The sequence below is a fragment of the Xanthomonas sp. NCPPB 901 genome (genome assembly GCF_056725085.1).
In genome coordinates this window covers 1,740,604-1,753,317 of record NZ_CM161511.1, presented here as the reverse complement: position 1 = coordinate 1,753,317, position 12,714 = coordinate 1,740,604, and the positions used below count along the sequence as shown (strand labels likewise).

The 12,714-nt window shown below is 69.1% G+C and carries 10 protein-coding genes; 5 read left to right on the top strand and 5 right to left on the bottom strand.

Going from position 1 to position 12,714, the window contains the following annotated elements; all coding sequences use genetic code 11:
- Positions 1-523: 523 nt before the first annotated feature.
- On the bottom strand, positions 524-1,573 hold the full coding sequence (gene queA, locus AC1PME_RS07135) for a tRNA preQ1(34) S-adenosylmethionine ribosyltransferase-isomerase QueA (protein ID WP_307549522.1): 1,050 nt from the start codon (positions 1,571-1,573) through the stop codon (positions 524-526).
- Positions 1,574-1,703: 130 nt separating this feature from the next.
- Positions 1,704-2,135 (bottom strand): Lrp/AsnC family transcriptional regulator, encoded by a 432-nt coding sequence (locus tag AC1PME_RS07130; RefSeq protein WP_010344072.1) that lies wholly within the window; start codon positions 2,133-2,135, stop codon positions 1,704-1,706.
- A gap of 128 nt (positions 2,136-2,263) precedes the next feature.
- Here AC1PME_RS07130 and AC1PME_RS07125 point away from each other — a divergent pair, with 128 nt between their 5' ends.
- The 5 genes from AC1PME_RS07125 to AC1PME_RS07105 all read left to right on the top strand — a co-directional run bounded on the left by AC1PME_RS07125 (position 2,264) and on the right by AC1PME_RS07105 (position 9,709).
- Positions 2,264-3,760: an aminotransferase class III-fold pyridoxal phosphate-dependent enzyme gene (locus tag AC1PME_RS07125; protein ID WP_481097724.1), complete on the top strand. Its 1,497-nt coding sequence runs from the start codon at positions 2,264-2,266 to the stop codon at positions 3,758-3,760.
- Positions 3,761-3,983: 223 nt separating this feature from the next.
- Positions 3,984-5,027: a glycoside hydrolase family protein gene (locus AC1PME_RS07120; protein WP_254460933.1), complete on the top strand. Its 1,044-nt coding sequence runs from the start codon at positions 3,984-3,986 to the stop codon at positions 5,025-5,027.
- A gap of 547 nt (positions 5,028-5,574) precedes the next feature.
- Positions 5,575-7,869: a catecholate siderophore receptor Fiu gene (locus AC1PME_RS07115; RefSeq protein ID WP_481097723.1), complete on the top strand. Its 2,295-nt coding sequence runs from the start codon at positions 5,575-5,577 to the stop codon at positions 7,867-7,869.
- Between the two features lie 63 nt (positions 7,870-7,932).
- Positions 7,933-8,625, top strand: coding sequence for a Fe2+-dependent dioxygenase (locus AC1PME_RS07110; protein ID WP_481097722.1), 693 nt, complete (start codon positions 7,933-7,935; stop codon positions 8,623-8,625).
- 163 nt (positions 8,626-8,788) lie between these two features.
- Positions 8,789-9,709 (top strand): FAD:protein FMN transferase, encoded by a 921-nt coding sequence (locus AC1PME_RS07105; protein WP_254461373.1) that lies wholly within the window; start codon positions 8,789-8,791, stop codon positions 9,707-9,709.
- A gap of 837 nt (positions 9,710-10,546) precedes the next feature.
- On the opposite strand, the gene AC1PME_RS07100 is transcribed toward AC1PME_RS07105, so the two are convergent.
- The 3 genes from AC1PME_RS07100 to AC1PME_RS07090 all read right to left on the bottom strand — a co-directional run bounded on the left by AC1PME_RS07100 (position 10,547) and on the right by AC1PME_RS07090 (position 12,562).
- Positions 10,547-11,275 (bottom strand): winged helix-turn-helix domain-containing protein, encoded by a 729-nt coding sequence (locus AC1PME_RS07100; RefSeq protein ID WP_481097721.1) that lies wholly within the window; start codon positions 11,273-11,275, stop codon positions 10,547-10,549.
- A gap of 96 nt (positions 11,276-11,371) precedes the next feature.
- Positions 11,372-11,980, bottom strand: a complete 609-nt coding sequence (locus tag AC1PME_RS07095; protein ID WP_481097720.1) for a HutD/Ves family protein — start codon at positions 11,978-11,980, stop codon at positions 11,372-11,374.
- 249 nt (positions 11,981-12,229) lie between these two features.
- Positions 12,230-12,562: a ComEA family DNA-binding protein gene (locus AC1PME_RS07090; RefSeq protein ID WP_017909203.1), complete on the bottom strand. Its 333-nt coding sequence runs from the start codon at positions 12,560-12,562 to the stop codon at positions 12,230-12,232.
- Between the last annotated feature and the right edge of the window lie 152 nt (positions 12,563-12,714).

The window sequence follows — 12,714 nt, the reverse complement described above, 5'->3', positions numbered from 1 at the left end:
GGAACTGTGTTGCTGCAATTGACGGGACGCAGCGCAGATCGGCCATCTCGCTGCGATCGCGCCGCGACCGCGCCACCCCGGCGCGGGGCCGGCAACGCGAAGGCGTTTTCGCCAGGCGCCGCCGCGGTCGGCGGCGACGCCTGCACTGCCCGCTCGCCGTAGACCTCGATTTCCGAACAGGCCAACCACGAGGACGGGGTGTGGGCCTCGACCCTCAAATGCTCGGCGGCGCTGCCGTCCAGGGCGATGTACGCCGGCGCCACGTCCGACTGATCGAGCTCGGTGCAGGACTGTGGATTGTCGAAGAACACCGGCCCGGGGCTGGAGCTGCCGCCGAACACCGCGCCCCAGACGGACGGTACACGCGGCGCATCAGCGTCCGCGCCTTCGTCGCATCGCGGCGACGGCGGCGGTCAGCGCGTCGGCGTTGGTGTCGACGCACGCGCCAGCGAGCGGGCGACGGCCCGCTGCATCGCAGGCAGCGCGTCGTCCACAAGAACGCGCGGCGGTGCGCGCAACACACTCACCCCGCGTGGCCTGCCGGGGTCTCGCTGCTCCACAGCAGCATCGCATCGCCATAGCTGAAGAAGCGGTAGCGCTGGGCGATGGCGTGGCGATAGGCGGCGAAGATGCGTTCGCGGCCGGCGAAGGCCGAGACCATCATCAGCAGCGTGCTTTCCGGCAGATGGAAATTGGTCACCATCGCGTCGACGCTGCGGATGCGGTAGCCGGGCAGGATGAAGATCTGCGTCTCGCCGGCGAACGGATGCAGTTCGCCGTCCTTGGACGCGCTTTCCAGCGCGCGCACCACCGTGGTCCCGACCGCGATCACGCGGCCGCCGGCCGCGCGCGTGCGCCGCACCTGCTCGACCAGGCTGGCGCCGACGTTGAGCCACTCGCGGTGCATCTGATGCTGTTCCAGCGCCTCCACCCGCACCGGCTGGAAGGTGCCGGCGCCGACGTGCAGGGTCACATGCCCGACCTCGACGCCGCGCTGCTGCAGCGCCTGCAGCAACGGCGCATCGAAATGCAGTCCGGCGGTCGGCGCGGCGACCGCGCCGGCCTCGCGCGCGAACACGGTCTGGTAGCGCTCGCGGTCGTCCAGCCCAGGCTCGCGGCGGATGTACGGCGGCAACGGCAACCGCCCGGCCTGCTGCAGCCAGTGCTCCAGCGCGCCGTCCACGTGGAACTGCAACTGGTAGAACTCGCCATCGCGACCCAGCACCTCGGCCTCGCCGCCGGCGTCCAGGGCGATGCGCGCCCCGGCCTTGGGCGACTTGCTCACGCCCAACTGCGCCCGCGCGCGCTGGCCGCCGAGCAGCCGCTCGATCAGGATCTCGACCCGCCCGCCGGTGCGCTTCTGCCCGAACAGCCGCGCCGGAATCACCCGCGTGTCGTTGAAGACCAGCAGATCGCCGGCACGCAGCAACTCCGGCAGATCGCGGACGTGGCGGTCATCGAAGGGCGCCGGCGCCGGCGGCACCAGCAGCAGCCGGCTGGCCGAGCGCTCGGCCAACGGCGCCTGTGCGATCAGTTCCTCGGGCAGGTCGTAGTGGAAATCGGACTTCTTCAAGGCGCCGGCAAAAATCGGGAATGGGCCGAACATTGTAGCGGCGCCGGGATTGGAGATTCGGGATTGGGGATTGTCCAAGGCATGAAGCGGGATCCAGCTCTTGCCAATCCCCAATCCCGACTCCCAGCCTTCAACGCTCGAACTTGGTGGACAGAATGATCGACGAGGTCGTGCGCTCCACCCCGTCGAGCGCGCCGATGCGATCGGTCAGTTCGTCCATGTCGTTGACCCCCGGCACCACGCCCAGCGCGATCAGGTCGAAGGAGCCGCTGACCGAATGCAGCACGCGCACCGCGTCGATCTCGCGCAGCGCCTTGACCACCGAGGTCATCTTCTTCGGCAGCACGGTGATCAGGATATGCGCACGGATATGGCCCTGCTCGTAGTCGTCGCGGGTGCGCACGGTGTAGCCGCAGATCACGCCCTCGCGCTCCAGGCGCTCGATCCGGCTCTGCACGGTAGTGCGCGACAGGCCGAGGCGGCGGGCGATCTGCGCGGTGGAGGCGCGCGCGTCCTCGCGCAGCAGCGACAGCAGGGCGTCGTCGGAGGCGGTGATCTTCATGGCCAGGGATTTTCGTCGAATCGACGAAATTGCGTCAATTCCTGCACGGATTCACGCTGCCATTCGACGATCCTGTCCCGATAATAGGGAGGATCGTCGCCAGACAGCCCGCCTTCAGGAGATCTTGCATGACCGTACTCGGCCCGCTCGCCCCGCTCCGTGCCCACGCCGGCGACCGCCTGACCCATGGCCTGGACGACGCCAGCATCGAGCGCCTGGTGGCCTCGCATCCGGCGCTGCGCGCCGCGATCGACGCGGCGGGCGAAGACTATGCACGCATCGCTGCCGAATTCGGCGAGTTGCTGGAACTGGACGAAGCCGAACAGATCCGCCACCTGCAGGCCGGCTTCGTCAATTTCTACGCCGACGACGCGGTCACCCCCTACGTGGCGCTGAGCGCGCGCGGCCCGTGGGTGGTCACGCTCAAGGGCGCCGTGCTGTACGACGCCGGCGGCTACGGCATGCTCGGCTTCGGCCACACCCCGGAGGCGGTGCTGGAGGCGATGGCGCGGCCGCAGGTGATGGCCAACGTGATGACCCCCAACCTGTCGCAGCTGCGCTTCGAGCGCGCGCTGCGCGCGGAGATCGGCCACCGCCGCGGCGGCTGTCCGTATGCACGCTTCATGTGCCTCAACTCCGGTTCCGAAGCGGTGGGCCTGGCCGCGCGCATCGTCGACATCAACGCCAAGCTGCAGACCGACCCGGGCGCGCGCCACGCCGGCGCCAAGATCAAGCGGCTGGTGGTCAAGGGCAGTTTCCACGGCCGCACCGACCGGCCGGGCATGTACTCCGACTCCAGCCGCAAGACCTATCTGCAGCACCTGGCCAGCTACCGCGGCGAGGATTCGCTGATCGCCATCGCGCCCTACGACGTGGAGGCGCTGCGCCGCGCCTTCGCCGAGGCCGAACAGCACGGCTGGTTCATCGAAGCGGTATTCCTGGAGCCGGTGATGGGCGAAGGCGACCCCGGCCGCGCGCTGCCGCCGGCGTTCTACGCCGCCGCGCGCGAACTGACCCGCAACCACGGCAGCCTGCTGCTGGTCGACTCGATCCAGGCCGGCCTGCGCGCGCACGGCGTGCTCTCGGTGGTGGACTATCCCGGCTTCGAGCAACTGGACCCGCCGGACCTGGAAACCTACTCCAAGGCGCTCAACGCCGCGCAGTACCCGCTGTCGGTGCTGGCGGTGACCGAGCACGCGGCGCAGGTGTACCGCAAGGGCACCTACGGCAACACCATGACCAGCAACCCGCGCGCACTGGACGTGGCCACCGCCACCCTGGCGCAGTTGACCCCGCAGGTGCGCGCCAACATCCGCGAGCGCGGCGCCGAGGCGGTGCAGAAGCTGGAAAAGCTCAAGGCCGAGCTCGGCGGCGCCATCACCCAGGTGCAGGGCACCGGCCTGCTGTTCTCCTGCGCGCTGGCCCCGCAGTACAAGTGCTACGGCGCCGGTTCGACCGAGGAGTGGCTGCGCCAGCACGGCGTCAACGTGATCCACGGCGGCGAGAACTCGCTGCGCTTCACCCCGCACTTCGCGATGGACAGCGAAGAGCTGGACCTGCTGGTCGGGCTGATCGGCCGCGCCCTGCGCGAAGGCCCACGCTTGGCGCAGGCCGCAGCGGCCTGAGTCCGCTCGAGGCTGCAAGCATCGCGGCACCACGGCCCGGCAGCATGGGGAAGGCGATTCGCTCGCTCCCAATGCAAGCGCATGCGCGACCGCCATGCGCTTGTTTCGCGGCGTTCGCGAACCATGACAATCGCAAGCCATCCGCGTATCGAATTGGCTGGTTCGCCAGCCTTCGCTTGCGCCGATTCACCTATACTGATTCGACTCAGCGACGGCCCAGCGAATGCGCACTCCTCTTCTCCTTTCCATTGGCGTGCTCTTCGCGGCCGCTCATCCCATGGCGTACGCCGCTGCTTTTTCCGAAGGCGAACTGCTATTCGACCAGCCCGGGTGGGACTACTCCCCCAGCTCGCTCATCGATCTGGATGGAAAAGAGAAAGTGTGGTGGTGCGGCCATCTGAATGGCCATGACGTCGTCAAGTACCGCGAGCGCACGGGAACGGGCAGTTGGAGCGCTCCCGTGATTGTCCTTCAAGCCAATCAGTTCTTGCGCGGCGCACGCCCGCTCACCTGGGAGGGCGTCCACACCTGCGACCCCACGGTGACCCGTGGCCATTGGAATTACCAAGGCCAGGACTACAGCTACGTGATGTACTACACCACGGAGCGGCCTGGCAGCAACGGCATCGACAATCGCATCGCCGTGGCGTTTTCGAACGATGGAATCAACTGGAAGAAGCACGACGCGCCCGTGATCCATGACGGCGATCCCGGCACCTATGGCACAGGACAATCCGTTGCCTGGAGCGCGGACGGCGCAGCCGGCATCAGAACCGTCTACACCTATGTGGATGGCAACGGCGACATCAGTTATTTCTACCGGGAGTCGCCGGACGCAATCAACTTCGGCGAGAAGCGGAAGCTCAGCCAGAACGGCCTCACCTTGAACGGGCAAAGCGGCATCTCGCATGCCAAGCCCGCGCTCGGCTTTGCGCCAGGATCCTACAACGGGCACTATTTTTATTACATGGCCAGCGTCTGCGAGGCCCATCTGGACTCCAGCTATGGCCCCGCCTATCCAGAGTGGGGTACGGCAAAGGGCGTGTGCGTTTATCGCGCGGAAGGAGAGGACGCGTTTACCGGCACCTGGACCAAGGTGTTGGACAGCGCGCACATCAAACCGGTGGAAGTCGAACCCGGCTTTCTGACCAACATTTACGGCAGCCTGGACGGAATCCTGCCCACGATTTCCATTCGCTATGGGTGCAGCGGATCCGGCGATCCGAACACCTGGGAGATCTGCTGGTCCGAGGGAAAACTCGATTAGCGCTATCTCGCCTTGACCGCGCCTGGGTCGCGGTGATCGACCCGATGGCGCGTCATGCCGGCCTCTTCCGGCCACACCGCGTCGCCTGCGCGCGTTTCGCCCCGACACCCCTGCGTACTCCGACGCCGGTGGTGTCGGCGGCCATCCTCGCGGCCACGCACCATCCTGCGGCGTTCGCATCTTGGCCCCGCCCCCGCTGTCGAGCGTAGGACCAACATCGCCACGGACATCCTGTCCGGCCTCGCCCCTCCGGTAGCGCTCCAGACGCCGTCCGAACCCGAACCCGAACCCGGCCCCGTTCAACCGACCGGCAGCGGGCACCTTTTCGAGCATCAACGGCCATGCGGCAATGAGATCGCCGGTGCAAAACGACAAAGATATTGCAAACAATTCGCATTTTCATGGAAAATGAACGGACTGCCCGCATCGCACTCGCGGCAGACACCCTTTCGCACTGCCGCCCGATCCCGGCGCCGCGCCCGCTCCCACTGAGGGACGGCCGGTGTCCGCGGCCGGGGCGTCATCCATCCTGCAAACCGAACCGCCCATGACCTCCTCGATCAAGCGCCGCAAACATCCCGTGACCCGCCAGGCCGCGGCACCAACCCTCACCACCGCCATGCTGCTCGGCGGCCTGAGCCTGCTCTCCTCCGCGCACGCCGCGACGGCCGACCAGCCCACCACCCTCGACCAGGTCGACGTACAGGCCCAGCGCGCCAAGCGCTACCTGGTGGAAGTGCCGGATTCGCCGAAGTTCACCCAGCCGCTGATCGACACCCCGCAGACCCTCAACATCATCGGCAAGGACCTGTTCAACGAGCAGGGCGCGACCACCCTGACCGAGGCGCTGCGCAACAGCCCGGGGGTCGGCACGTTCTATGTCGGCGAGAACGGCAACACCAGCACCGGCGACGCGATCTACATGCGCGGCTTCGACAGCTCCAGCAGCATCTTCGTCGATGGGCTGCGCGACCTCGGCTCGATCTCCCGCGACGTGTTCAATATCGAACAGATCGAGGTCGAGAAAGGCCCGGCCGGCACCGACAACGGCCGCAGCGCGCCGACCGGCGCGATCAACCTGGTGACCAAGCAGGCGCACCTGGACGACGCCACCAGCGCCACGCTGTCCGGCGGCGACCACGGCCAGCGTCGCGCCACCGCGGACTGGAACCAGAGCCTGGGCGCCAGCAGCGCGCTGCGCATCAACGCGATGGGCCAGGACAGCGACGCCATCGGCCGCGACCATGTCGCCAACAAGCGCTGGGGCCTGGCCTCGTCGCTGGCCTTCGGCCTGGGCACCGACACGCGCTACCTGCTCGACCTGCTGTACGTGAAGCAGGACAACGTGCCCGACGGCGGCGTGCCGACCATCGGCCTGCCCGGCTACAGCTCGCCGGATCCCACGCGGCCGTGGCTCGGCGGCGCCGCACGCGTGGACAGCGCCAACTTCTACGGCACCCGCGCCGACCACGACGACGTGACCGCGAAGATGGCCACCTTCCGCATCGAGCACGACGTGTCCGACGCGGTCAAGCTGACCAACACCGCGCGCTGGGGCCGCAACGAACAGGATTACCTGCTGTTCGCGTTCATGCCCAACGCCGCCAACTTGCGCACGCCGAATCCGGCCGATCCGACGACCTGGACGGTGGCGCGCAGCCTGCCGACCTTCAAGGACCAGCAGTACACCCTGCTCGCCGACCAGTTGAACCTGCGCGTGGACTTCGCCACCGGCGCGGTGCGGCACAACCTCAGCACCGGCGTGGAAGTCTCGCGCGAGGAGCTGCGCAGCTGGGGGCACAACCTCGTCGACCGTGCCGCGTGGCTGGCGGCCAATCCGGCCAACCTGTACGCGCCGGACTGGAACACCACCCCGCTGCGCAGCGCACGCAACGGCGCGCGCAGCCACGGCACCACCACCACCTACTCGGCCTATGCCTTCGACACGCTGAAGTTCGGCGACAGTTTCCTGGTCACCGCCGGGGTGCGCGCGGACCACTACAAGACCGACTTCGACAGCCTGGTGTGCAGTTCGGCCACCTCCACCGCCGCGCCCTGCACCACCGTGGTCGGCCTGGACACCGACATCGCCGACACGCTGTTCAGCTGGAAACTCGGCGCGGTCTACAAGGCCAACGAGGACGTCAGCGTCTACGCCAACTTCGCCACCTCGCAGCAGCCGCCCGGCGGCAGCACGCTGGAACTGAGCGCCTCGGCCAACAACGCCAACAACCCGCGTTTCGATCCGCAGAAGGCCAGGACCGCCGAGGTCGGCACGAAGTGGAACTTCCTCGACGATGCGCTGTTCGCGACCCTGGCGCTGTTCCGCACCGACGTGAACAACGAGATCGTGCAGGGCAGCGACGGGCTGTACTACCAGAGCGGCGAGAAGCGCGTGCAGGGCATCGAACTGTCGGCGGTTGGCAAGCTGACCGAGCGCTGGTCGCTGTCCAGCGGCTACACCAAGCTGGATGCGCGGGTGCGGCAAGGCACCACGGTCTCGCAGGACGGCAGCCAGGACCTGGCCTACACCCCGGACAGCGCGTTCACCGCCTGGAGCACCTACACCCTGCCGTTCGGGCTGACCATCGGCGGTGGCGTGCGCTATTCGGGCGAGATGAAGCGCGGCCGCGACGGCGCGGTCGGCACCCCGGCGTTCGTGAAGTCGTACACGGTGTGGGACGCGGTGCTGAGCTACCCGGTCAACGACCATGTGGCGCTGCGTCTGAACGCCTACAACCTGTTCGACAAGGACTACGTCTCCGCCATCAACAAGAGCGGCTTCCGCTACACGCCCGGCGCGCCGCGCTCGGTGCTGCTGACCGCCGAAGTCCGGTTCTGACCGGTCGCCTCTGCCAATGCGCGGTGGACGCCCTATCCTGGGCGTCCACCGCCGGAGCGCACCATGCTGCTGCACATTCCCGACATCCTCACGGCCGATGAGGTCGCGCGGTTCCGCCAGGCGCTGGCCTCGGCCGACTGGGTGGACGGCCGCGAGACCGTCGGCGCGCAAGGCGCGCAGGTCAAGCGCAACCTGCAACTGGCCGACGCGTCCGCGCTGAAGCAGGAACTCGGCCAGGCGGTGCTGAGCGCGCTGGCGCGCAGCCCGCTGTACTTCGCCGCGGCGCTGCCGCTGCGCACCATCCCGCCCCGCTTCAACCGCTACGCCGGCGGCGGCAGCTACGGCCTGCACGTCGATGGCGCGGTGATGACCCAGGCGGCCACGGCCGCGCAACCGGCGCTGACCGTGCGCAGCGACCTGTCCTGCACCCTGTTCCTGAGCGCGCCGGAGGAGTACGACGGCGGCGAGCTGCTGATCCACGACACCTACGGCGAGCACGAGGTCAAGTTGCCGGCGGGCGACCTGATCCTGTATCCGTCCAGCAGCCTGCACCGGGTGGCGCCGGTGACCCGCGGTGCGCGGCTGGCTTCGTTCTTCTGGGTGCAGAGCCTGGTGCGCGATGCCGCCCGGCGGCAGACCCTGTTCGACCTGGACACCGCGATCCAGGCGCTGACCGGCAGCGGCGCCGACGCGGCGGCGCTGCTGCGCCTGACCAACGTCTACCACAACCTGCTGCGCGACTGGTCGGAGACCTGAGCGTGCGCGGCGGCGCGGACCCCAGCGGCGAGGCTTACGCGGCGCGGTGCAGGGCCGGACGCTCCGACGGTGTCGCGGCACCGCGGCGCCAGGTCGACGCATGACCCACCTCGCCACCGGGCGCGCGTCCAGCGGCGGCATCGCCACGCTGCAAGGCCACAGCATGGGCACACGCTGGAGCGCCAAGCTGGTGCCGCGGCGCGACCACGACCTGCCGGCGCTGCGGGATGCGATCCAGGCCCAGCTCGATCTGGTCGTCGCGCAGATGAGCACCTGGGATGCGCAGTCGGACCTGAGCCGCTACAACCGGGCCGACGCCGGCACCTGGCACGCGTTGCCCGCCGCGCTGGACACGGTGCTGCGCTGTGCGTTGGAAGTGGCGCAGCGCAGCGGCGGCGCCTTCGACCCCAGCATTGGCGCCGTGGTCGGCCTGTGGGGGTTCGGCGCCGAGGCCGGACCGCAGCGCGTGCCCGACGCAGTCGCACTGCAACGGGCCCGCGCCGCCGGCGACTGGCGCCGGCTGCGCGTCGACGGCGCCGGCCGCTGGCCGCAGCCCGGCGGCTTGCGCCTGGATCTGTCGGCGATCGCCAAGGGTTATGGCGTCGACCTGGCGGTGGCGGCGCTACGCGCGCACGGCGTGGAGAGCGCGCTGGTGGAGGTCGGCGGCGATCTGTATGGCTACGGTCGCAAGCCGGACGGGCACGCGTGGCGGGTGCTGATCGAGGCAACTCCGGAAGCGCAGGTGCCTGCCGATGCAGCGCCGCGCGCGCTCGCAGTCGACGGCCTCGCGGTGGCGACCTCCGGCGACCGCTGGCACCACTTCGACCAGGACGGCCGGCGCTACGGCCACCTGCTGGATCCACGCAGCGGCCAGCCGATCGCGGCGACGCTGGCCGCGGTCACCGTGGCGGCCGCCGACACCATGCGCGCCGATGCCTGGGCCACCGCGCTCGGCGTGCTTGGCGTCGACGCCGGGCTGGCCTGCGCCGAGCGCGAATCGCTGGCGGTGCGCTTCGTGCTGCGCCACGGCGGCGGCATGCAGGAACGGCACAGCAGCGCCTTCGCGGCGTTGGCGGACGCCTGAGCGCGGCACGCTGCTCCGGATTCCGCGGTGGCGCAGACCAGCAGCGCAACGGGCGAGGCGCGCGCGGGCTTGGGGAGGACGCCGCGGCCGAACCGCCGCTGCCCGCCGGCGGCATGGGCAAGAATCGGCCAGGCCCGGACTCGGCGCGAGACCGGACGCCTGCAAAGGCAGGCAAGCGCGACCACTACGATGACGTCGTCCGCAAGGCTGCAGCGTGCGCCCCGCTCCCCCGCTCCCCCGCTTCCCCGCGCCTGCACCTGCACACCTGCACACCTGCAAGCGAGCCTGGCATTGCAGCTGCACGCCGGGAAGCGCGAACGGACCAGGGCGACAGCAGGGTGTCTCGAGTAACGGCAAGAGGCGCACGCGGAGCAGGCTGTTGTCCCCATTGTGGGATCAGCAGCCTCGACCAGGCGTTCCCGGCAAGGCTGTCACGGCTGAAGCTGAAGCCGCTCCTACGTGACAGCGTCATGCATGGCGAACGCAATTTGTCAGGGGTCCCCAGCAGGCGGCGCCTGGTCGGGCACTGCCTCGTCCACGCCCCATTTGAATCACGCGCGACCGGCACGCGCCAGGACGCACGGCAGAAGGCCCAAACGGCACGGGACATCCCCGCGCCAGCATGCGGGTGCAGGAGCCATTTCAGGGCACCCCTGACAACGCCGGGAGATGTCGTGTAGGGGTGGCTTCAGCCGCGACGGGCTTGACCGGGAACGCCCCGCGGCTGAAGCCGCTCCCACAGGGAAAGCGGCATCCGGCGCGAGTGGGACGGAAGCAGGCGATCAGAAGAACCCTTCAGCCGCGACAGACGGTGCAGGCGCATCGCGCCATCGCACCTCAGCGCGTGGCCGGCAATCCCATGCGCTGCAGTTCGAACACATACCCTTTGCCGCGCACCGTACGGATCCATTGCGGCACCAGCGGATCGTCGCCGAGCTTCTGGCGCAGCCGCGACACCTGCAGATCGATGCCGCGGCTGCCCGCCGATGCGCTGGTCTCGCCGTCGCCCAGCGCGGCACGCAAGGTCTCGCGGGTAAGCACCTCGCCGGGCTGTTCGAGGAACACCGCCATCAGCCGCAGTTCGCCGGGCGACAGCGGAATGGTCCGCCCGTCCGGCGCCACCGCCTGGTGACGCGCGGCGTCGACCTGCCAGCCGCCATGCGCCGCCAGCGGCGGCTGCGGCGCCCGCACCCGGCGCAACACCGCGTTGAGCCGCGCCACCAGTTCGCGCAGGTCGGGCGGCCGCACCAGGAAGTCGTCCGCGCCCAGGTCGAGCCCGATCACCCGATCCACCGGCTCGGCGCGATCGGCCATCATCACGATGGCGATGTCGCCGCGATCGCGCAGGTGCCGGCACAGGCGCAGGCCCTCGGCGCCATCGAGGCCGGCATCGAGCACCACCGCGTCGTAATGCCCGGCCGCCAGTTGCGCCTGCAGGTGCGGCGCACTGCCGGCGTCGTGCGCCTGCAGGTTGAAGCAGGCCAGGTAATCGCGGATCCGGTCGCGCAAGGCCGGGTCCGCGTCCGCTACCAGGATTTTCGCCAACCACCTGTTGTCCGAGAGCACCTGTCGGCTTCCGCTGTCCGGCCCGGGTGGCCGCGTTCGCGCATTGGACGCGGTCGGCGCCGACGCCGCAAGACCCGCGCGCGTGGGCGCGCAGGCTCAGTCCGCGGGCGTCGGCGCGGCCTCGATGCGCATCGCCAGCAGCGCCCCACCCCCGCTCAAAGCGAAGCGGCGCCTGGCGTCGGCGGCCAGCCAGGCACTGTCGCCAGCCGCCAATGGCGGCAGTCCGCTGGCCGCATCGAACTGCGCTTGCCCTGCCAGAAGATGAACGGCCAAGGCGACGCCGGGTTCGGCGAAGAACAGCATCGGCCCGACCAGCGGCCGGTGCAGCAGTTGCGTGCGCAGCCGGTCGCGTCGCCACATGAGGTTGAAATCGTGGGTCGGCCCGTCTAGCAACTCGCCGCGCAGCGGCCGCTCGCCGGCAAAGCGCAGGCGCGCGCAAGGCTCCTGCAGCACCTGCTCCTCGCCGTCGTCGAAACGCAGGCGCACGCCGTTGCCGCGCAGCAGGACCAGTTCGCGGTCGATGCCAGGGAAGGCGGAGAAGGCGGCGTCCTGCTCGATCTCGGCGATGGAGAGGCGCAGCAGCCAATCCTCGCCAGCGGCCGGCAAGCGCAGGATCTCCCGGGTCCAGCCCAGGCCGTTGCGCCAGCGTTCGCGGCGATACGCGTTGGCGGGAATCACCCGCGCGGGCAGCGTGCACCAGTCCATGCGCGCATTCTGCACGATCGTGGCAACGCTGCACGATCGCGGCAGCGACGCCTGTCCTTGGCCGGCCTGGATCTGCCACCACGATGCGCCATGGCCCCAAAAAAAACATCGCCCGGCTGCACGTCACTGTGCAACGCCGGGCGACGATGTACCTCCTTGTCGGCGTCCTGCCTTCCCCCTTCGCATCCTGCTCAGTGAGGCTGCGGCCGCGCGTCCAGCGCCGGCCCTATCCTTTCGTTGCAAATCCCTTTAACGCCTTTCCACCGGCTTGGCAGCTGCCTGCTTGGCGGCTGTCGGCGCGGGTGCCTTCGTGGCGCCCACATCGATCCGGTCGCGGTTCCGTTCGACCGTCTTGAGTCCGATGCCTTTCACCAGCGCCAGTTCCTCGGCGCTCTTGAAAGGTCCGTGCGCCTGTCGGTAGTCGACGATCGCCTGAGCCTTGGAGGCTCCCACGTTCACCAACACCTGATCGATCTCCTCGGCTCCCGCGGAGTTGATGTTGACCTTGTCCGCGGCGAGCGCGGAACCGGACAGCATCAGGGCAACGACCAGCGACTTCAGGACCACGATAAAAGACTGCATGGCAACGCTCCTTGTGACTTGGATGGGGACTCACCGGCCTTTCCTGCCGGCGTGGTCAGCATCACTCGCCACATGGGTACAGCCTATCGTCGGAGCGCGTCACAAACAGCAGGTAAACGGCGCGTCGACGTGTAGGAAAAACCCTACACAGG